The organism is Micromonospora sp. IBHARD003, assembly GCF_056106285.1.
On the sequence record NZ_JBWBBX010000001.1, the window covers coordinates 106,647 to 125,226 of the forward strand.

At 68.8% G+C, this 18,580-nt stretch carries 19 protein-coding genes; 14 read left to right on the forward strand and 5 right to left on the reverse strand.

Annotated features, from left to right (window positions below):
• The first annotated feature begins 216 nt into the window (after positions 1–216).
• Positions 217–537 (forward strand): hypothetical protein, encoded by a 321-nt coding sequence (locus ACTWOL_RS00440; RefSeq protein ID WP_474293050.1) that lies wholly within the window; start codon positions 217–219, stop codon positions 535–537.
• 21 nt (positions 538–558) lie between these two features.
• A complete protein-coding gene (locus ACTWOL_RS00445) occupies positions 559–753 on the forward strand; it encodes a hypothetical protein (RefSeq protein ID WP_474293052.1) in 195 nt (64 codons plus the stop codon).
• A 126-nt stretch (positions 754–879) separates the two neighbouring features.
• Here ACTWOL_RS00445 and ACTWOL_RS00450 read toward each other — a convergent pair whose 3' ends face one another.
• Positions 880–2,214 carry an ABC transporter substrate-binding protein gene (locus ACTWOL_RS00450; RefSeq protein WP_474293054.1) on the reverse strand — a complete coding sequence of 445 codons (1,335 nt, stop codon included), beginning with the start codon at positions 2,212–2,214 and terminating at the stop codon, positions 880–882.
• 103 nt (positions 2,215–2,317) lie between these two features.
• The gene (locus ACTWOL_RS00455) at positions 2,318–2,707 is read right to left on the reverse strand and encodes a hypothetical protein (protein ID WP_474293056.1); all 390 of its coding nucleotides are present in this window, start codon (positions 2,705–2,707) and stop codon (positions 2,318–2,320) included.
• Between the two features lie 238 nt (positions 2,708–2,945).
• Here ACTWOL_RS00455 and ACTWOL_RS00460 point away from each other — a divergent pair, with 238 nt between their 5' ends.
• From ACTWOL_RS00460 to ACTWOL_RS00500, 9 genes are all read left to right on the forward strand, one after another.
• Positions 2,946–3,992 carry a LacI family DNA-binding transcriptional regulator gene (locus ACTWOL_RS00460; protein ID WP_474293058.1) on the forward strand — a complete coding sequence of 349 codons (1,047 nt, stop codon included), beginning with the start codon at positions 2,946–2,948 and terminating at the stop codon, positions 3,990–3,992.
• Between the two features lie 502 nt (positions 3,993–4,494).
• Positions 4,495–5,445 carry a SagB/ThcOx family dehydrogenase gene (locus ACTWOL_RS00465; protein ID WP_474293060.1) on the forward strand — a complete coding sequence of 317 codons (951 nt, stop codon included), beginning with the start codon at positions 4,495–4,497 and terminating at the stop codon, positions 5,443–5,445.
• Between the two features lie 9 nt (positions 5,446–5,454).
• Positions 5,455–6,543 carry a hypothetical protein gene (locus ACTWOL_RS00470; RefSeq protein ID WP_474293062.1) on the forward strand — a complete coding sequence of 363 codons (1,089 nt, stop codon included), beginning with the start codon at positions 5,455–5,457 and terminating at the stop codon, positions 6,541–6,543.
• Positions 6,540–7,904, forward strand: coding sequence for a YcaO-like family protein (locus ACTWOL_RS00475; RefSeq protein WP_474293064.1), 1,365 nt, complete (start codon positions 6,540–6,542; stop codon positions 7,902–7,904). The genes ACTWOL_RS00470 and ACTWOL_RS00475 overlap by 4 nt, the downstream gene beginning before the upstream one ends.
• Entirely contained in the window at positions 7,879–8,556 is a 678-nt protein-coding gene (locus ACTWOL_RS00480; protein WP_474293066.1) for a lysostaphin resistance A-like protein, read from the forward strand. The genes ACTWOL_RS00475 and ACTWOL_RS00480 overlap by 26 nt, the downstream gene beginning before the upstream one ends.
• Positions 8,553–9,317, forward strand: a complete 765-nt coding sequence (locus ACTWOL_RS00485) for a CPBP family glutamic-type intramembrane protease (protein ID WP_474293068.1) — start codon at positions 8,553–8,555, stop codon at positions 9,315–9,317. The genes ACTWOL_RS00480 and ACTWOL_RS00485 overlap by 4 nt, the downstream gene beginning before the upstream one ends.
• A complete protein-coding gene (locus tag ACTWOL_RS00490) occupies positions 9,314–10,342 on the forward strand; it encodes an ABC transporter ATP-binding protein (protein WP_474293070.1) in 1,029 nt (342 codons plus the stop codon). Before ACTWOL_RS00485 ends, ACTWOL_RS00490 begins: the two co-directional genes overlap by 4 nt.
• Before the next feature lie 3 nt (positions 10,343–10,345).
• On the forward strand, positions 10,346–11,095 hold the full coding sequence (locus tag ACTWOL_RS00495) for an ABC transporter permease (RefSeq protein WP_474293072.1): 750 nt from the start codon (positions 10,346–10,348) through the stop codon (positions 11,093–11,095).
• Positions 11,096–11,099: 4 nt separating this feature from the next.
• Entirely contained in the window at positions 11,100–11,948 is an 849-nt protein-coding gene (locus ACTWOL_RS00500; protein WP_474293074.1) for a class I SAM-dependent methyltransferase, read from the forward strand.
• A gap of 106 nt (positions 11,949–12,054) precedes the next feature.
• Here the strand turns inward: ACTWOL_RS00500 and ACTWOL_RS00505 are convergent, their stop codons facing one another.
• Positions 12,055–12,285, reverse strand: coding sequence for a hypothetical protein (locus ACTWOL_RS00505; RefSeq protein WP_474293077.1), 231 nt, complete (start codon positions 12,283–12,285; stop codon positions 12,055–12,057).
• A gap of 147 nt (positions 12,286–12,432) precedes the next feature.
• Here ACTWOL_RS00505 and ACTWOL_RS00510 point away from each other — a divergent pair, with 147 nt between their 5' ends.
• The 3 genes from ACTWOL_RS00510 (at position 12,433) to ACTWOL_RS00520 (ending at position 16,437) form a co-directional block, all read left to right on the forward strand.
• Positions 12,433–14,571, forward strand: coding sequence for a right-handed parallel beta-helix repeat-containing protein (locus tag ACTWOL_RS00510; protein WP_474293078.1), 2,139 nt, complete (start codon positions 12,433–12,435; stop codon positions 14,569–14,571).
• On the forward strand, positions 14,568–15,047 hold the full coding sequence (locus tag ACTWOL_RS00515; RefSeq protein ID WP_474293080.1) for a cupredoxin domain-containing protein: 480 nt from the start codon (positions 14,568–14,570) through the stop codon (positions 15,045–15,047). Before ACTWOL_RS00510 ends, ACTWOL_RS00515 begins: the two co-directional genes overlap by 4 nt.
• 73 nt (positions 15,048–15,120) lie before the next feature.
• Entirely contained in the window at positions 15,121–16,437 is a 1,317-nt protein-coding gene (locus ACTWOL_RS00520; protein WP_474293082.1) for a hypothetical protein, read from the forward strand.
• Between the two features lie 454 nt (positions 16,438–16,891).
• Here ACTWOL_RS00520 and ACTWOL_RS00525 read toward each other — a convergent pair whose 3' ends face one another.
• Together ACTWOL_RS00525 and ACTWOL_RS00530 are read right to left on the reverse strand one after the other, a co-directional pair.
• Positions 16,892–17,776 carry an LLM class flavin-dependent oxidoreductase gene (locus tag ACTWOL_RS00525; protein ID WP_474293084.1) on the reverse strand — a complete coding sequence of 295 codons (885 nt, stop codon included), beginning with the start codon at positions 17,774–17,776 and terminating at the stop codon, positions 16,892–16,894.
• 88 nt (positions 17,777–17,864) lie between these two features.
• Positions 17,865–18,455 carry an isochorismatase family protein gene (locus tag ACTWOL_RS00530; protein ID WP_474293086.1) on the reverse strand — a complete coding sequence of 197 codons (591 nt, stop codon included), beginning with the start codon at positions 18,453–18,455 and terminating at the stop codon, positions 17,865–17,867.
• Between the last annotated feature and the right edge of the window lie 125 nt (positions 18,456–18,580).

The window sequence follows — 18,580 nt, forward strand, 5'->3', positions numbered from 1 at the left end:
TCGGTGTGGAGAGTGGCGTTGTGGTCCTGGTCGCAGCCGGTGGCGTCGGCGTCGGTGACCATGACGACTCGGTGGCCCAGGGTGGAGGCGTCGCGTGCCCTCGTGTGTCTCCCTCTGTAGCCACCGGAGACTCATCAGAGTCTCGGTTACGCAACCCACTTCGATGCCCCGGCGTCCCACTCCACAACGGACGATTGCGATCACCCGGGAGAACACATGGCGAAGAAGGACCGGACGACGGACGCGGCGAGGGAGAAGGACCGCGAAAAGTGGATGGCGCGTTTCCAGGTACGGCTGGTCACGCAGCCGGGCGTGGACCGGGCAGTCGTGCTCCAGGCGGTCAAGGAAGTCACGGCCCGGTGCGAGGATACGGGAGAGCACCCGCAGACTGCGTTCGGCGACCCGGACGCCTACGCCGTGCAGGCCGCCGCACGACTGGTGCCGGTGGACCGGGCAGCGCGCGCGAAGCGGCACAACGCCGTGGTGGACGCGCTCGACTCCGTGTTCAAGAAGGCCAGGGACGTCGCCGGTCTGTGACCGGTTGCAGCGATTTCTGTCATGGCCTGGCGCACGGGTTGGGACACGGGCTTCCATCCGCGGGGGCTGCTGGGCAGCTCACGACCGGGGGCCCGTACTGTCCACCCGGGAGAGGGGGCCCGGCAGGCTCACAGGGGCCTCCCCCACAACGGCTGTATGCGGACGGCCGACGGCGGCGAGAAGACCCGCTCCACGATCTCCCCGGACGACATCTGACGGCCACCGCCGCGCCGGCCGGCGCACACCGGCCCCTTCGTGCGGCCCCAGCTCGCGGGCGGGCGTGGCCGGGCGGCGCGGCACGGGTGCCGCGCCGCCCGGCGCTTCTCTCCTGCCTGCCGAGTGCTACTTCTCGACGGAGAAGCCGTGCTTCTTGCTGTACTTGAGCGAGGCGTCCTGCCATGCCTTCAGCCCCTCCGCCAGCGTGGTGTCCGAGACGTAGGCCTTGCCGACCGTGTCGTCGAAGATCGAGTTGGCGTAGGACTGGAAGGGCAGGTACGACCAGTCGTCGGCGACGTTTGCGGCCGCCTCGGCGAAGATCTCGTTGGCCTTCTGGCCGCCGAAGTACGGGAATTCCTTGTTCCTGAACTCCGTGGACTCCAGCTCCGCGTTGGTCGCCGGGAAGGCGCCCTCCTTCATGCGGGTCGCGACACCGTCACCGGCGTTGGCGTACTCGACGAAGGCGTAGGCGAGTTCCTTGTTCTTGCCGAGCGCGGGCAGCGTCAGGGACGAGCCGCCGTTCTCCGCGCTCGTCTTGTCTCCCTTGGTCCAGGCCGGCATCTCCGCCGCACGCCAGTCGCCGGAGGCGTTAGGAACGCCGGTGACGAAGTTGGCGGGCATCCATGCGCCGGTGGCCAGGGTGGCGATGGTGCCGTCGCCGAGGCCCTTGTACCAGTCGTCGGTCCAGTTGGTGATCGGGGCGAGCAGTTTCTCGCTGATCAGCTTCTGCCAGACGGCCTCGAACCTCTTGGCACCCGCGTCATCGAAGTCGATCTCAACCTTGGTGCCTTCGAGCTGGTAGGGCCGCGAACCGGCCTGCCACAGCAGGGAGGTGGTGAAGCCCGCGTCGCCGGTGTCGTTGGCGATGTACGCCTTCGGGTCGGCCTTGTGCAGCTTGCGGGCCGCCACTAGGTACTCGTCCCAGGTGGTCGGGACGGCGATGTTGTACTTGTCGAATACCTTCTTGTTGTAGAACAGCGCCATCGGTCCGGAGTCCATCGGCAGGCCGTACACCTTGTCGCTGTCGCTCACCGCGTTCCACGGACCCGAGGTGTACCTGCTGGGGAGCTCGTCCGCCCCGTACGGGGCCAAGTCGCTGAGGCCGTCGGTGAGTGAGTACTGGCCGAACGCGAAGTACTCGACCTGCGCGACGTCCGGCACACCCTTGCCGGCGGCGATCGCGCCGGACAGAGCGGCGTAGTGCTTGTCGCCGGACCGCTCGCCGACCAGCTTGATCTTGACCTTGGGGTACTTCTTCTGAAAGTCGGCCGCGACCGTCTTCAGCGTGGGCTCCCAGGCCCAGACCGTGACCGTGCCGCCCTTGCTCAGAGCCGCCTGGAATTTCCCGGCGGGCGCCTTCGTGTCGGAACTGTCGTTCGAGCTGCCGCAGGCGGTGGCGCCGAGCGCCAGGGTCGAGAGGAGTGCGAGGCCGCGCAGCAGGCGGCTGGTCGTTCTTCGCATGATGGTGCTTCCACTTCTCCGTGGGTGGGACTGGTGAGGGCGGGGGTCGTGCAAGGGCGGTGCTGGGCAAACGTGGGGCTTGGGGCGGCCGCAGGGCCGTGGATCACTCCCTGACGCTCTCGTGGTGAGACCCGACTGCCAGTACTTCTGCGGCAGCGGGAACGCGGTGATCGGCGGCGTGACGGTGAGGAGCGAACCGGCGATCACACGGTTGTCGATCACGTCGCCGCCGGCGGTCGTCACCTGGGAGTTCCAGACGCTCCGGGCCGGGAGTCAGCAGGGAACAGTCCGCGTCCTTCGGCATGGTCAGAGGAAGGACGTCGTTGTTCCAGGTGGCGCCCGTGGTGAACAGCAGCACGGTCACGATGCCGGGGGCGAGCAGTGACAGGGCGAACACGGCCACGAACGGACCGATGAAACGCCATCCCGTCCAGGAGCTGCGGTCCCGTCTCGCCGGCGGGGGTGGTGCCGGCGTCGGTCGCAGCGTCGTCATGTTGTTCCTCGCTCGTGCAGTCCTGGAACCGGGGGTGTCGTGAGGAGACTTCCGATCGCTTCACCGCCCTCGCGATGTTTACGCAAACATCCGCCACGCACGAGAGGTCGACATGTTGTCATGTTTACGTAAACATCTGACGGCGGCATGTCTACACTGCCGTGAGAACTATGGTCAAGGGCCCCGTTGGAGCAGACGGTGACGCCTACGCGGACGGAGAGGTGGGGACACCGTGGACATGGCTGAAAGAACCCCTGCCAACAAGACGGGACGTGCCAGAACCACCGCCTCCATGGCCGACGTGGCCCGCCTCGCGGGGGTCTCATCGCAGACGGTCTCCCGGGTCTCCAACGGTTATCCCGGCGTGAACGAGGAGACCCGGCAGCAGGTGCTCGACGCGATGAAGGAACTCGGCTACCGGCCCAACAGCGCCGCTCGCGCACTGAAGCGCGGGGAGTTCCGGACCATCGGGGTGATCACGTTCTCGCTGTCCTCGACGGGAAACGTCCGCACGCTGGAGGCGATCGCCAACTCCGCCGCCGCCGAGGGGTACGCGGTGACGCTGCTGCCGGTCGCGGTGCCCACGCAGGACGAAGTGCGGGGCGCTTTCACCCGGCTCGAGGAACTGGCCGTCGACGCGGTGATCGTCATCATGGAAGTGCATCTCCTGGACGCCACGACGATCACGCTGCCGCCGTATGTACACGTCCTCGTCGTCGACTCCGACGCCGGGGAGCACTACACGGTCGTCGACACCGACCAGGCGGGTGGAAGCCGTACCGCTGTGCGGTATCTGCTCGACCTCGGGCACGACACGGTGTGGCATCTGGCCGGGCCCGCGGATTCGTTCGCGGCACGGCGCCGTACCGATGCGTGGCGCGCCACGCTCGCCGAGGCGGGGCGTGCGGCGCCGCCCCTCATCCGGGGGAACTGGTCGGCGGAGTCCGGGTATCACGCGGGGCTCGAACTTGCGGGTCGCTCGGACTGTACGGCTGTCTTCGCCGCGAACGATCAGATGGCGCTGGGGTTGCTGCGGGCGTTGCATGAGCGGGGGCGGCGGGTGCCGGAGGATGTGAGCGTCATCGGTTTTGACGACATTCCCGAGGCGAGTTCCTTTCTGCCTCCGCTGACCACCGTGCATCAGGACTTCGCCGGGGTCGGGCAGTTGTGTGTGCAGACCCTGTTGCGGAAGATGCGGCAGCGTTGCACCGAGCGGGGGACGACGCTTGTGCCTACGCGGCTCGTGTTGCGGGAAAGCACGGCTCCGCCGCCGGGTGCCGGGTAGTTCCGTGTCCGCGAGTGCGTTGCGGCTGATGTCGGGTGTCCGGGCTCCTGCTGGGCGAAGCTGCTGCCCGTCCAAAGTCCGGGAAGCGCGGTCACCGGTGATGCATATCGTTCGTCAACTCCCCTACTCCTCAGGGCACTTGGGGAGCGCGCTCCGCTAATTGGATGCTGCTCAACCATTCCCGGTGATGCGCCGTGACTGCTAGCCTCCGAACCGCTCGGTAACACGGCATTTCCGCTCCTCCCATCCCGATTGGAGGTGAAGGAACATGTTGAGCTTTTCCAGCCAGGTCGGCAGCACTGCCACCGGTGGTGCGTTCGTCCAGGTCGCGCCGGGTGCCAGCACGACGTGTGGCGGTGGCAACTGCTCGTGCACGTCCTGCTGTAGCTGGTAGCCGAATCGCGTCGGGCGGGACCCTGGCGGTCCCGTCCGACGCGTCTGCACCGGCGCACGCCCGCTCCGGATCGATCTCCACGCCACTCAGTGAGTGAAGGGCCCGAGGATGTCACTCAAAGACTCCCAGGAAGCCGTCTCCGCATATCTCGACCAGCAAAGCCACCTGGCCGCCGCAGGGGCGTTCGGTCAGCAGCACACATCGGTCTCCGTATACAGCGCGACCACCGTGGTACGTGCGCCGGAAGCAGTGGTGCGGGGCAGGTGGAGTCAGGCCGTGGACGGATTCGTCGGCGAGGAGCTGCTGCTGAACCATCGCCGCAGCGGCCGGGATCTGGGCATGCAGCTGGGCGTCTCGCGCTTCTACTCGCACGACGCGGTGCTCTCCAGCGCCCACAGCGATCTGCGGGAGCGGGAGGACCGTGCCATCGCGCTGCCGGAGCACCGCCGACTGAAGGGCGGACTCACCTCGATCGTGGCCGGCCGGCGAAGTGAGCGGCAGTTCTCGGGCCGGCCCGCCACGCTCGACGAGCTGGCCACCGTGCTGTGGCACGGGCAGGGCGTCACGGGCAGCCTGCCGGTCCCGACCGCTCCGGACGCCGGTGCCGCGGTGTCGCTGCGCACCGTGCCGTCCGGTGGCGGCCTGTACCCGGTCCGCCTCGCCGTCCTCGCACAGCATGTCAAGGGACTGGCACCGGGCGCGTACGAGTACCAGCCGCAGAGCCACACCTTGTATCCGCTGCACCGGACCCGGGTGCCGGTGGACCTGGCACGGCAGCTGTGGACCGCGGACGTGGAGCTCGACAAGGTCGCCTTCGCGCTCGTGTACGTCTACGACCTGTACGTCAATTCGCAGAAGTACGGTGACAGCGGGCTTGTCTTCGCCCTGATCGAGGTCGGCGGTATCTCCCAGAACATCCATCTGGCCCGCACCGCCCTCGGCATGATCGCCTGCGACCAGGGCGGTTACGACAAGCAGACCCTCGAGAAGACCCTGGGATACGACGGTACGTCACGCCATGTCGTCCATTTCACGCTCGTCGGACACGGAGAGGCCTGAGAACCGGCAATGACCGTTGCAGCTTCCGAGCCGGGCATCGTCCTGGCCCCATCCGTACGGCTACTGCCCGTCGAGCCGGGTGTCATCCGGCTGCGCTGGGGGATATGGAACTTCTCCGAGGTGACCGTGGACCTGCGGGCGGAGTCCCCGGCGGTCCGTGCCGCCATGACCGCGCTCTTCGAAAGGCTGGCCGCGGGCGGGACGGCCGACGGGTCCTTCGACGGGGCCGGCGGCCTCTCCCCCGTCGAGCGGGCGAACCTGCGGCTGGCGGTGAACGAGCTGCGGCAGGCAGGCTTCCTCGCCCACGACCGCCCTTCGGAACACGGCACCGAGATGGCACGGGCGCTGCTCGGGAACCTGGATCTCTTCGGCACGCCTGAGTCCTCCGGGGCCACGGTCGCCTTCGTCGCCGACTCGCCCAGCGCTGCCGCCTATGTGTCCCGGCAGACGGAGTCCCTCGGGGCGCCGGTGGAACTGCTGCCCGCCGAATTCACCACCGAGCTGGGCGTTGCCGACTTGACGTCGGGAATGGACGGCCTGGCTGCGGCCGACACGCTCAAGCGGCTCAGTGGGTACGTCGAGCACTGCGACTCACTGGTTGTCTGTATCAGCCAGGCCTCGATGCTGACACTGCGCAATCTCAACCGCCTCGCCTGCCACCTGGAGAAGCCGGTGGTGGTGGGGCTGCTCGACGGCCCGTTCGCCACGGTGGTCGGCGCCGAGAGCCCGCGGACCGGCTGCCTGGAGTGCTTCGAGCAGCGCTCGCTCGCCCGCCTGGAAGACCACATCGGCTACCACGCGTTCGTCGGCGCCGCCGTGCCCAAGACGGGGACCGGCCCGAACGGGATCGAGTGGCTGCTCTGCGCCTTCCTGGTCAACGAGGCCGTCCTGCTCCGCTCGCTGGGCACCTCCCGCTTCCTCGGCCGTGCGCTGAGCATCTACCTGCCGACGTATGAGATGCAGGCGCAGGACGTGCTGCGGATAGGCACCTGTCCGGCCTGCGGACACGTTTCACGGGACATCGTGGAGGAGATCAACTTCAGCAGTCGGGTCGTCATCGACCGCCATGTCCGCGATGCGCTCGGGGGACCGCGATGAGCCCCATCCCGACCCGCGGTTACCCGGGGATGACCACCGCGCTCGCCCGGTACGCGCGGATCGGCGGCAACCAGGGCGGTATCCTCCCCGGCATGCTGGTGTCGCCGGCCGCGGTCGCGGGCGAACCGCACCTGCGATCGGCGACCGCGGCGATGCCCCAGTACCACCGGCTGGCGCTGCGGGACCCTCATATGCAGATGCAGTACCACCTCGCCGGCTACGGGTCGACCAACGAGGAGGCGGTGACCCGGCTCACCGGCGAGTCGGTCGAACGGTACGCCGCGATGATGGCGATGCCCCTCTTCCAGCACCGCATCGAGTACGCCTCCTACCGTTCGCTGTCCTCCCGGCACCGCTGCATGCCGGTGGAGCTGCTCGGGATCTTCGACGCCGCCCAACAGGAGCGCATCGCGGGCATGTTGCACCGCTGCTCGCCCGAACTGCCGACGGAGGACGACGTCATCGCGTGGATCGCCTGCCCGTCGCTCACCCGGCAGGGCGAGGAGGTCTACCTGCCCGCGCAGCTGTTCTTCCTGGGCTTCCGCAGCAACGCCGAGTACGGCGACATGTTGTTCACCCCGTCCTTCTCGACCGGCACGGCCGCCCATGTGTCGCTCGACAAGGCGCTGCTCGGCGCCCTGGTCGAGGCCGTGCAGATCGATGCGTTCATCCTCAACTGGTACACCGACGCGAAGGCCCCCGTCATCGAGCAGGACGCGGACGGGCGCGAACTGCTCGCGGCCGCCGGGCTGCGGCCGGACGGGCCGTACGAGGTCCGGGCGACGTACTTGACCAGGCCGGAGCTGTCGCTGCCCAATGTGGGCGTCACCTTGGTGCGGCGCGACCGGGAGCTGCCGTACATCGCGTTCGGGCTGCAGGCCGATCCGGATCCGCGCCAGGCACTGCTGCGCGGGGCGGCCGAAGCGACGGCCATCCTCGCCATCGGTATGTTCAGCACCGTCTTCGACCTCCCCAACGTGCATTTCGCGCAGTCGAGTTCGGCGTTCACGGATCTCGACACCAACGTGCTGTACTTCGCCGTCCCGAACGACGCCGAGCGCAAGCTCGCCGCCGTCGAGAGCCGCACCGCCGGGCGTTTGAACCTCAACTCGGTGGATACCTATGGTCCTGACGGCGAGACGGCGCTCCGCAAGCTGCTCGCCGAGGTGGCCGCGATCAGTGAGTGGGCGGGCTACCTGGACATCACTCCGCCGGCGCTGGCGGACACCCCGTGGAAGGTGATCCGGGTGCTCGTCCCGGAACTGCTGAGCATGTGCCTTCCCGGGTTCCCGGCGAGCCGCCATCCCCGGATGCGCAGCTACGGGGGTGTGACACATGTGGTCCCACACCCGCTCCCTTGAGGGCCTGGTGCTGGTGGCGACTGTGGCACCTGCCGAACTGGTTCGCATCGCGGGCTCGTTCCGCGGCGATACGGGCACCGCTGGGGTCCGGACACGGACAGCCACCGTCGGTGTTCCCCTCGCGTACCTGGTCGTCACCGGGCTGGCCGTCGCCGTTGCGGCGTCCGGGCACATGGTGCCGGACCGCATCGGCGCGTGGCGCACGAGCCTTGCCTGGCTCGTGGTCGCGATCGTTGCCGGAGCCGTACTGGTCGGGGCCGAGTTCGCGCTCGGAGCCGTGCCGGAACTTCTGCGCGGGGCACGCAGCCTGCACCTGTCCGTCCCGGCAGGCACCCCGGCGGGCCCCGGCTACCTGGCGTCGGTCCTCCTCACCGCGGTGGCCGAAGAACTGCTGTACCGGGGGCTGTGGATCGGCGCCCTCGAACAGTGGCTGCACCTGGCCACGTGGTCGGCGATCTGCTGCGCGGCGGTCGGCTACGCACTCGGGCATCTCTTCTTCGGTGGCCTCGCGGTGCTCCAGAAGACGCTGTCCGGGCTGGTGTTCGGGGTGCTGCTGGTCGCCTCGGGCAGCCTGCTCGTGCCGGTCCTCGCACACCTCGGGCAGAACCTGACGGTCCATGCCCTGGCACGACGTCAGGTGGTCCGGCGATGAGTGTGCCCGAGTACGCGGGCCTGTGCGTCGCGACGGTCGGCGGCTGGTTGGCGCTGTACCGGCTGCCGTTCGGGGATCCCGCGCGTCGTCGACGGGTGGGGCTGTGGCTGGCGGACAGGACGGGGCTGCGCCCCGACGCGGCTTTCGCGCTCTTCGGGACGGCACTCTACCTGCTGCTGGGCGCAGCGGCGCTGGCTCTGCTCGGGGCGTTCGCAGAGCTCTCCGTCCGGCAACTCGTCGGGCGGCCGACGGCCGGCGCGGTGCTCGCCCTGCTGCTCGCGGTGTGCGGGACGTCGAGCCTGAACATCCTGTGCGTCTCGCTGCTGTACCGGGCGAACCCTCGGGTGGACGTGCCGGGAGAGATCACACGGGTGCAGTGGATCTCCTCGATCCTCGCCCTGCCCCGGCACTTCCGCTGGGTGATCCCGGCGGTGGCCGCGCTGGTCGAGGAGCTGGTGTTCCGAGGCGCCGTCCTGCTGGGGCTCGGCTCGGCCGGCAGCGGTTTGGTGTTCGCCGCGGCGTTCAGCACCGTGCTGTTCGCGGCCGGCCAGGTCGTCCTGGTCTCCACCCGGGTCCAGGCCTACGTCCTGGGCGCGTCCAGCCTGAGCCTCGGCACCGTCGGCAGCCTGCTGACCGCCGCCACCGGAAGCATCCTGCCGGCACTGGTCCTGCATATGTCCTTCGCCGGGTTCTACACCCATCTGAGCGCCGGCTCCGGTGCGCGCGCTTCGTCAGCAGCACCCAGGAGGCTGAGCCTGTGACAGAGAAGCGATCCCGTACGTTCGCGCCTCGACCGGCGGCGGAAGCGGAGAGCGGCCCGGTGGTGCGGGTCGAGCGGCTGCACGTCGCCTACGGCTCCCTCGTCGCCGTGCGCGATGTGTCCTTCCAGGTGAGCCCCGGGGAGATCCTCGGGCTGGTCGGGCCCAACGGCGCGGGCAAAACGTCGATCGTCGAGTCGGTCGCCGGTCTGCGCGGACCCGTGCGCAACGGCTCGATCTCCGTCTGCGGCTTGGATCCGCACCGCGATCGGCCGGCTGTCAATCGCCTGATCGGCATGCAGTTGCAGGAGTCGCAGTTCCCCAGCCGCGCACGGGTCGGTGAACTGTGCGACCTGTACGAGGCCATCTACTCCGCCCCGGGGGCCTCAGCTCGGTTGCTGGACACGTTCAACCTCGCCGACCGACGGCGCAGTCTCATCACGGAGCTCTCCGGGGGCATGCGCCAGCGCCTCGCGCTGGCCCTGGCGCAGATCGGCGATGTGCGGCTGGTGGTCCTCGACGAACTGACCACCGGCCTCGACCCGGAGCAGCGGCGGGGCACGTGGCGCGCCGTCCTCGATCTGGCCGCGCGTGGCGTCGCGGTACTGCTCACCTCGCACTCGATGGACGAGGTGGCGGCGTTGTGCGGGCGGGTCGGCGTACTGCGCGGCGGTGAACTGATCGCGTTGGACACCCCTGGACGACTGACCGCGGCACACGGCGGACCGGCGACCGTCTCGGTCGACGTCGACGCGGCTCCCGGCATCGAGCGGCGTCTCGACGCACTCGGGCTGGCCCGGCTGCCTGCCGGGACGGACCGTCGGGTCGAATATGCGGCGCGCTTCCCGACGGACTACGACCGCGTTCTCCAGCACCTGGTGGCGGCCGGCCTGCCGCCCTCCGCGGTGAGCCACCGGGCACCGACCTTCGAGGACGCCTACCTCAAGCTGGTCGGCATCGGTGCCGACAGTGCGGCAACCGGCCGCGCAGAAGCCGTGCAGGGCACCACCGAGAAGGGCGGCAGCTGAGACATGGGACTGCTCTGGCAGGTCGTCGGGTTCGAAGCGCGGCGCATGACGCGGAACTTCGCGCCGGTCTTCTTCGCGCTCGGCTTTCCGGTGCTGATGTTGTGCATGTTCGGCGGCATCTACGGCAACGAGCCCTCCAGCCAGCTCGACGGGCGGGGCACGGTGGACATGTCGGTGCCCGCCTACCTGGTCCTGGTGGTCTCGGTCACCGGGCTGATGAGCTTTCCGCTCGGTCTGGCGGAGTACCGGGACCGCAAAGTCCTCAAGCGCTTCCGTGCGACGCCGTTGGGCGCCCCGGCCCTGCTGATCGCCCAGGGGTTGGTAAACGTCGCACTCAGCCTGCTGGGCGCCGTGCTGCTGGTCGCGACCGGTTACCTCTTCTTCGGCCTGCACCTTCCGGACACGGCCGGCGCGGCGGTGGCCGCCGCAGGAGCGCTGGTGCTCGCGACGCTCGTGATGTACGCGATAGGCGGGGTCGTCGCGGCCGTTGCGCCCTCGGAACGGGCGGCGACGGCCGTGGCGAATCTGGTCTACTTCCCGATGATCTTCCTCTCCGGGGCGACGATCCCGCTGCAGATCTTCCCCTCCACGATGAAGACGATCAGCGATGCCGTACCGGCGACCTATGCCGTGAAACTCCTTCAGCACGCCTGGCTGGACAGCGCCACGAACGTCGCCCTCGATGTCGGCGTACTGACCGGCCTCCTGGTGCTCGCGGGAGCCGCCGCCGTGCGGCTGTTCCGCTGGGAGTAGCCCCGTGTCCGCCGAAGACATCCTGGCCGGCAATGTGCCCGCCACCGCGTTCCTGACCGCCGTCGGCCGGGCCCGGGCGACCTCCGATCCGGACAGCACCCTCGACGATCCGTTCGCGGCCCGGTTCGCAGAGCTCTGCCCCGCGGCAGTCCGCGGAGTCACACGGAACACCGCCGGGACGGCGGTCGTGGTGGCACGCACAGTGCTCGTCGACCGCATGCTGGCCGAGCTGTTGAGGCGGGAGGAGGTGGACACCTGCGTCAACCTCGGTGCGGGCTTCGACGCCCGCCCCTTCCGGATGCACTGGCCGGGGCACTGCCGGGTGATCGAAGTGGACACGGCTTCGGTACTCGACCTCAAGGACCGCCTTCTTCCTACGGCTGACGCCCCAGTCCCTGTCGAGCGGCTGCGCAGCGACCTGCGGGACGCCGAAGGGCTCGCCGGCCTGTTGCTGCCGCGCACCGCCGGGCGGCGTTGCGTGATCCTTGCGGAGGGGCTGCTGACCTATCTGCCGCAGCACTCCGTCCGTGGGCTCGCCGCCGCGGTGGCGCGCCTGGGCACGGCCACGAGCTGGATCTGCGACGTGCTCTCCGCAGACTCCGCGCGCAGCCTCGCTCGTGCCTCGCAGATTGCCGGGGTGCCGCTGGAGATGCACGGCCTTACCGACCTGTCCGCCTTCGAAACCGGCGGCTGGCAGTGTGAGCAGCTCGAACTGCTCCCCACCGCACGACTGGCGACAGCGGCGTCCGCTGCGAGCCGGCTGCTGCCGGACAGCGTGCTGCGGCTGCGTCGGAGCGGGACCGTCACGCCTCGCTCTCGGGGACACGACCCGGCTGGTGGAGCGGGCTCATGAGCCGTTCCCGCGCCTGAGCCACGGATCCGACCGGTGACCCAGATCGCCTGTCGGAGTCGGTTTGCCGGGTGCCGGACGGGTTTTGAGTGACCGAAGGTCAGTGCGCTCAGCCTGTATATGAGGCTATCCATATCGGCTCCGACGCCGTGATCACGCCAACCAGGGTCGAGATCATCGCGCTGGTCCAGCCGGGGTAAGCCGCAGCACGGGCTGCGAGTGAGGAGACGTTGAGCGCATCGGGCTCCCTGCCGTGCTCGGTCGCCGAGGACTTCGCGGCGTTCTTGACGCCTGCTGCGGAGCGGTGCGGGCGCGCTCCTGCCTCATGGCGGTGTTTCACGTGCCCGCTGTACTGCGCGAACGTGATTCTCGCCGTCGTGCCGACGGTGACTCCTCTGCAGGTGTCGGGTTGGGACGGCGGCTTGAACATGTGATGTGTGATGTGTGAGGGGATCCCAAATGATGAGCAGTGCTTTACTCTTCCGCCATGCCGAGGACCCGCGGAGCCCTGAGCATCCTGTTAGCCTGCATATTCGTGCTGGTCGGCGCGTCGCCCGCGCCGGCGCACGAAGAGCGTCCCGTGGACTTCCCCGACGGTTCGGGGAGCGTGCCCGCGTATCGGAGCGCAGAGCCCGATCTCATCGTGTGCAAGACCGACCGTGCGGACTTCGAGCGGCGGATCTCCGGCTTCCCCGCCGAGCAGAAGGACCGCAATATCCGGCTCTTCGACCGCTGCCAGGCCAAGGGATTCCGGCATCTGCAGGAGGCGGTGAACGCCGTCGACAAGCCGGGCATGAACATCGCGATTCTGCCGGGACTGTATCTGGAGGAGCCCACCCAGCCGGCCCCGACAGGCCAGTGCACCCGGCTCAAGGCGCCCAAGTCATCGTTCGGCTACCAGATCCTGTCGTACGAGCAGCAGGAGCAGTGCCCCAACAACCAGAACCTGATCGCCATCCTCGGCAAGACGAATCTGCAGATCGAGGGCACCGGCGCCAGCCGCAACGACGTCATCATCGACGGCAGGTACAAGAAGCTCAACGTCATCCGCGCGGACAAGGCCAACGGTATCTACTTCAAGAACTTCACCGCGCAGCGCTCGACGTTCAACTCCCTCTACATCCTGGCGGGTGACGGCTTCGTCATCGACGACGTGCTCACCCGCTGGAACGACGAGTACGGCTTCCTGACCTTCGCCAGCGACCACGGTCTGTACAAGGACTGCGAGTCCTACGGCAATGGCGACTCGGGTATCTATCCGGGCAGTGCCTCCGACGTCAACAGCGACCGGGGCTACGACGTCGACCGCTACTCCATGGAGATCACTGGCTGCCGCAGCCACCACAACATGGTCGGCTACTCCGGAACCGCCGGTAACTCCGTCTGGGCCCACGACAACGAGTTCGACCACAACATGGCGGGCGCCACCATGGACAGCGCCTTCCCCGGTCATCCCGGACTCCCGCAGGACCACTCGAAGTTCGAACGCAACCTGATCCACGACAACAACCAGAACTACTACCGCCACGTCCGTGACGGCACCTGCGCCAAGCCGCCCGCCGAGCGTGGATACGAGAAGGGCGTCGTCTGTCCTCAGATCCCGGTCCCGGTCGGCTCCGGCGTCATCATCGCCGGCGGCAACTACAACCTCTTCCAGGACAACTGGATCTACGGCAACCAGCGCGCCGCTATGGTGCTGCACGCCGTACCCGGGTTCATTCGCGGCGAGGAGGGCGTGGCCAAGCAGTGGGACACCTCCCATCACAACCGTTTCATCGGCAACCGTCTCGGCGTCGACCGGCAGGGCAACTCCCGCCCCAACAAGACCTCCGTCTGGTGGGACGGCCAGGGCGAGGGCAACTGCTGGTCCGGCCTCGAAGGCCGGAGCAGCCCGCCGACGGTGCCGGCGTGCGGCGACAAGCCGGGTGAGGTGTCGGGAGGCAGCGACCGCATCGTCGGCGAGCCGGTGAAACTGGTACAGCTGCTGGTGTGCTCGGAGTACGACGTGGGGGCGCGCAGGCTGCCGGCCGGGTGCGACTGGTACGGCGCGCGGGGCGTGCAGCGGATCGAGACTCAGATCGCGATCGCCGTGGCGGCCGTGCTGGCACTGGTCGGCGGGGTGCTGTGGTGGCGGAAGTTGCGCCGCGATCGATGGGGGACGGTGGCTGCCGGGGCGGGGCTGACCGGGTTGGTGGTCGATGTGATCGGTTCGGCAAGTTCGTACGGCCACACGGTGATCCCGGCCCTGGCGCTGCTGCTGCTCGGACTCGGATGGGCCGGCATGGGGCTGCGGTTTCTCCAGCGGCGCAGGGTGTTCGGCTGGGTGACCGTCGGACTGGGCGTGCTCACCCTGCTCGATGCCCTTGACAAGGCCGTCGTGATGGTCCCGTGGACTCCGGTCAGCCCAGCGTGGCTGCGGACCCTGGTGGGCGTGGTGTGGGTGGTCTGGGCGGTGATCGCTGCCGCCGGTCGGCCTCCGCAGGCGGGCGACTTCACGGACCAGAGCCGGCCCCAGGACCGGGCTACGGCTACGGCTACGGCTACGGCTACGGCTACGGCTACGGGCGATGTACGCACCGAGGGCCCAACGGAGCCTGGCCCGGACACGAAGGCGGCGACGTCATGAAGAACCCCATCGCATCCTTCCGCCTTGCCACCCTCGCCATCGGCGCCGTCCTCGTACTCACCCTGACTGCGATCGGCTGCGCCCGGCTCACCACCCACCACAAGCCCGGGACCAGCCACGACACCGCAACCAGCCCCGTCGCGCCGGCAACCCAGCCGCCCGACGCATCGGGCAGCGACATGCAGGAAAGCGGCGACCAGGACGCCGGCTCGTCCACCAGGACCGTCCGTATCAGCATCGCGGGCAACAAGGTCAGCCCCGCTCCCCACCGCGTCGAAGTGGCCAGGGGCAACCGGGTGACTCTCGTCGTCACCAGCGACCGGGCCGACGAACTGCACGTCCACGGGCTCGACATGACCGCCGAGCTGACTCCTGGGCGTGCCCAGAGTCTGTCCTTTGTGGCCGACCGGACGGGCCTGTTCGAGGTCGAGACCCATGAGTCGGAGCTCGTCCTCGTCCAGCTCGTCGTCCGCTGATGGAACCGCTCACCGGCGCGGCGCCCCGGCGGGCCACCTCGGCACCCGTCCCGCTCAGCCCCGGTACCCGCTCATGACCCACGACCTCGATGCCGGTCCCGCCCATTACCTCGCCCACGGCATCGGCAGCCGCCAGGACCTGCCCATCTCGGCCTTCTACGCCTATGCCGGAGCCGTCACGGCCCTCTTCGTCTCCTTCCTCGCCCTGGGTCTGCTCTGGCCCGCCCCCAGATTCACCGGCGCCACTGCCGGGCGTCCGCTGCCCGCCGCCCTCCAACGCGCGGCGGACGGCACGCCCCTGCGCCGCGTCCTGCAAACCTTCGGCCTCGCCGCCGCCGTCTTCATCGCCGTCCACCTCCTCCTCGGCCCCGACGACCCCGACCGCAACCCCGCCCCGGGCACGGTCTACGTCCTGTTCTGGGTGGGGCTGGTCCCCGCCTCCCTTCTCCTCGGCCCCGTCTGGCGTCTGGTGAACCCCCTGCGCACGCTCCATGCCGCCGCCTGCCGTGTCCTCGGTCGCAACCCTCGCTCCGGGCGTCCGCTGCCGAACGCCTTGGGCTACTGGCCCGCCGCCGTGGGCCTGTTCGTCTTCACCTGGCTCGAGCTCGCCTCGCCGGAGCCTGCCTCCCGCACCGTCCTGATCACCTTCTTCTTCCTCTACGCCGCCGCGCAGTTCGCCGGGTCAGCGGTGTACGGGGCACTCTGGTTCGACCGCGGTGATGCCTTTGAGGTGTACTCGGCGCTCCTCGGTCATCTCTCTCCCCTCGGCCGCCGCCCGCACGACCGGCGTCTCGTGCTGCGCAGCCCCTTCAACAGCCTGGACGCCGTCCCTGTCGCGCCGGGACTCGCCGCCACGCTGTGCGTCATGCTGGGCAGCACCGCTTACGACGGCTTCTCCAAGGCGCCGTGGTGGATCACCACACTGCAGACCTCACCCCTGGGCCGGACCGGTGCCGCCACCCTGGGTCTGACCGCCACGTGTGTCATCGTGGCCCTGCTCTACACCTGCTGTGCCGCCGCCACACGTCTCATCTCCGGCCCCGGCCACGAGCGTCCCACCAATGCCTTCGCCCACTCCCTCCTCCCCATCGCCACCGGCTACCTCATAGCCCACTACTTCTCACTCTTCACCATCGAAGCCTCACGTACGGTCACCATCGCATGGGGCACTGACAATCCGCCCCCACCCGCAGACCTCCTCTCACCAGGCGACCTGGCCACCCTCCAGGTCACCGCGATCGTCCTCGGCCATATCCTCGGCGTGATCGCCGCCCACGACCGATCCGTCCGCCTCTTCCCGCCGTCCCGCGCTGTCGCCGGTCAGGTCCCCCTCCTGGTGCTCATGATCTGCTACACCGTCGGAGGGCTGACGCTGCTCCTGCAGGCATAGCGATGACCGTTGGCCCCGGGTCCGCGTCTGCGGACCGGGAGCCCCGCGTTCGGGTGCCGCGGCCCCGGGCCATCGGGCCGGAGCGCCGCGGAGGTTGGCGGGCGAGTGGTCAGGAGACGAGGGGGGCGGCTTCCGCTCGGTCAGCTTGACCGTGCACAGGCCGCCGCGCTCGGTCTTCACGTCCGTCACCTTCAGCTGGGTGCCCGTCGTTGGGAGAGCTGATCGAGGCCGATGTGCCCGTGTGTTGCATACCGGAGGAGCATGGCCGGGCGGCGGCTTCGTCGACCTGCTGGCTCCGCACACAGCGCCCGCATCGTTCCTGCGGCACCACCCACTGGCCAGACCTCCGTATCGCCGCCTGAACACTCAAAGAGTGCGACTGAGTGGCTGTGACAGGCGGATGTCTGGTTGCCTGCACCTGGCGCGACGATCCCTGGTGATGCGAGTGGGGCCGTCAGTTCGGCGCAGCGGGGAATTCTTCGCGGACGAGGGGCACGACCTCGTGGGCGAAGAGGTCGATCTGGTGCTGGTGGTCGTCGGTGGGCCAGTAGACGAAGCCGTTCATGCCCTGGTCGGTGACTGCGGTGATGATCTGGTCGGCCCACTGGCGTACGGATCCCTGGAAGGGCTCGGAGTTGGGGAGACTGCTGATGGTGCCGTTGAGGTTGTAGACCTTGCGCAGGCTGGCGGGGTCACGGCCGGCGTCGGTGGCAGCGGTGTCCAGGCGGGTGACGGCGTCACCGAGCCGGTCGGGCGGGAGGAAGCTGCTGGAGGGCAGCCACCCGTCGGCTCTGGTGCCGGTGAGGGTGAGCATGCGGGGTCCGTAGGCTCCGAGCCAGATGCCGAGGTCGACGCTGGGGTGCGGGCCGGGGTGGACCCCTGCAACACGGTAGTGCCGTCCGGTGATGCGGAGGGAGCGCTCGGTGCTCCACATGCCGCGGATGACGGTGATGGCCTCGTCGAGGGCGTCGACGGCTTCGCGTTTGCCGCGGCGTGGTCCGCCCATGGCCTCGATGGCATCCGAAAAAGCTCCGGTTCCCAGACCGAGGCGCAGACGGCCGCCGCTGAGGACGTCGAGGCTCGCGGCGGCTTTGGCGAGCACAGCCGGGGGCCGTAGGGGCAGGCTGGCGACAGCGGGGACGAAGGTGACGGTGCGGGTCTGGGCCACGAGATAGGACAGAAGGGTCCAGGTGTCGTAGAACGCCTTCTGATAGGGGTGGTCCTGAATGGTGATCAGATCCAGACCGGATTCCTCGATGCGGCGGGCCAGGCGTGCGGGTGCGGCCGGGTCACTCCAGACAGGGTCGACGTTGGCACCGAACAGCAGGGGCAAAGACATCGGGATCTCCTCGGTACGGGGATGCCCCGGAGCCGCCCGCCGTCTGCGGTGGCGAGGGGCTCCGGGGCGGTGGTGTGACAGGCGAGTGCTACTTCTGCGGCATCAGGGCCATAACAATCGGGACGATCCGGCTGCCGGGTTCGGTGGTCCAGTTCACGGCGAGCTCGGACAGGAGCTGGTTGGTGGAGGTGAGCGTGGCGCCGGCGTTCTCCATGCGGCGCAGGGCGATGTCGTCGGCCATCTTCGTCGGGGAGCCGCCGGCGTCGGCGACGACCTGCACCTGGTAGCCCTGCTCGAGAGCAGTGAGGACCGGGTAGACAGTGCACACGTCGTTGGTGACACCGGCGACAATCACCTGGTTGCGGCCGGTTGCCTCCACCGCGCCGGCGAAGTCCTTATCGTCGAGGGCATTCACGACGCCCTGGCGCCGGGTGCGGGCGGCGAACTCCTCGGGGGCGATCTCCTCCAACTCGGCCAGCAGCGGGCCCTGCGCGTACTCCTCCATGGAGGAGGTCAGCACCAGCGGCATGTCCAGGGCCTTGGCGGCCTTGGCCAGGGCGAGGGCGTTGCTCTTCATCTCCTCGAAGCCGATGGAGCCGACCCAACCCATGGTGCCGACCTGGTGGTCGATGAGCAGCAGGGCGGCGGTGCCGGCGCTGAACTTTGCAGTGGTGGACATCAGATTCCCCTCAGGTGTGTGGGGTGATCGCCCGAAACAGGTGTCTGGGCAAATTTCTTCAGGCCAGGGAGCCCCCGTGAGTGAGGACTCCTCATCCCCTTTGTGATCTTTTTCTGGCCGGCACG

What these genes read in the sequence shown, in the direction of transcription:
- ACTWOL_RS00440 (WP_474293050.1), top strand. Translation starts at nt 217, where the DNA reads ATGGCGAAGAAGGACCGGACGACGGACGCGGCGAGGGAGAAGGACCGC.
- ACTWOL_RS00445 (WP_474293052.1), top strand. Translation starts at nt 559, where the DNA reads ATGGCCTGGCGCACGGGTTGGGACACGGGCTTCCATCCGCGGGGGCTG.
- ACTWOL_RS00450 (WP_474293054.1), bottom strand. Translation starts at nt 2,214, where the DNA reads ATGCGAAGAACGACCAGCCGCCTGCTGCGCGGCCTCGCACTCCTCTCG.
- ACTWOL_RS00455 (WP_474293056.1), bottom strand. Translation starts at nt 2,707, where the DNA reads ATGACGACGCTGCGACCGACGCCGGCACCACCCCCGCCGGCGAGACGG.
- ACTWOL_RS00460 (WP_474293058.1), top strand. Translation starts at nt 2,946, where the DNA reads ATGGCTGAAAGAACCCCTGCCAACAAGACGGGACGTGCCAGAACCACC.
- ACTWOL_RS00465 (WP_474293060.1), top strand. Translation starts at nt 4,495, where the DNA reads ATGTCACTCAAAGACTCCCAGGAAGCCGTCTCCGCATATCTCGACCAG.
- ACTWOL_RS00470 (WP_474293062.1), top strand. Translation starts at nt 5,455, where the DNA reads ATGACCGTTGCAGCTTCCGAGCCGGGCATCGTCCTGGCCCCATCCGTA.
- ACTWOL_RS00475 (WP_474293064.1), top strand. Translation starts at nt 6,540, where the DNA reads ATGAGCCCCATCCCGACCCGCGGTTACCCGGGGATGACCACCGCGCTC.
- ACTWOL_RS00480 (WP_474293066.1), top strand. Translation starts at nt 7,879, where the DNA reads ATGTGGTCCCACACCCGCTCCCTTGAGGGCCTGGTGCTGGTGGCGACT.
- ACTWOL_RS00485 (WP_474293068.1), top strand. Translation starts at nt 8,553, where the DNA reads ATGAGTGTGCCCGAGTACGCGGGCCTGTGCGTCGCGACGGTCGGCGGC.
- ACTWOL_RS00495 (WP_474293072.1), top strand. Translation starts at nt 10,346, where the DNA reads ATGGGACTGCTCTGGCAGGTCGTCGGGTTCGAAGCGCGGCGCATGACG.
- ACTWOL_RS00510 (WP_474293078.1), top strand. Translation starts at nt 12,433, where the DNA reads ATGCCGAGGACCCGCGGAGCCCTGAGCATCCTGTTAGCCTGCATATTC.
- ACTWOL_RS00515 (WP_474293080.1), top strand. Translation starts at nt 14,568, where the DNA reads ATGAAGAACCCCATCGCATCCTTCCGCCTTGCCACCCTCGCCATCGGC.
- ACTWOL_RS00520 (WP_474293082.1), top strand. Translation starts at nt 15,121, where the DNA reads ATGACCCACGACCTCGATGCCGGTCCCGCCCATTACCTCGCCCACGGC.
- ACTWOL_RS00525 (WP_474293084.1), bottom strand. Translation starts at nt 17,776, where the DNA reads ATGTCTTTGCCCCTGCTGTTCGGTGCCAACGTCGACCCTGTCTGGAGT.
- ACTWOL_RS00530 (WP_474293086.1), bottom strand. Translation starts at nt 18,455, where the DNA reads ATGTCCACCACTGCAAAGTTCAGCGCCGGCACCGCCGCCCTGCTGCTC.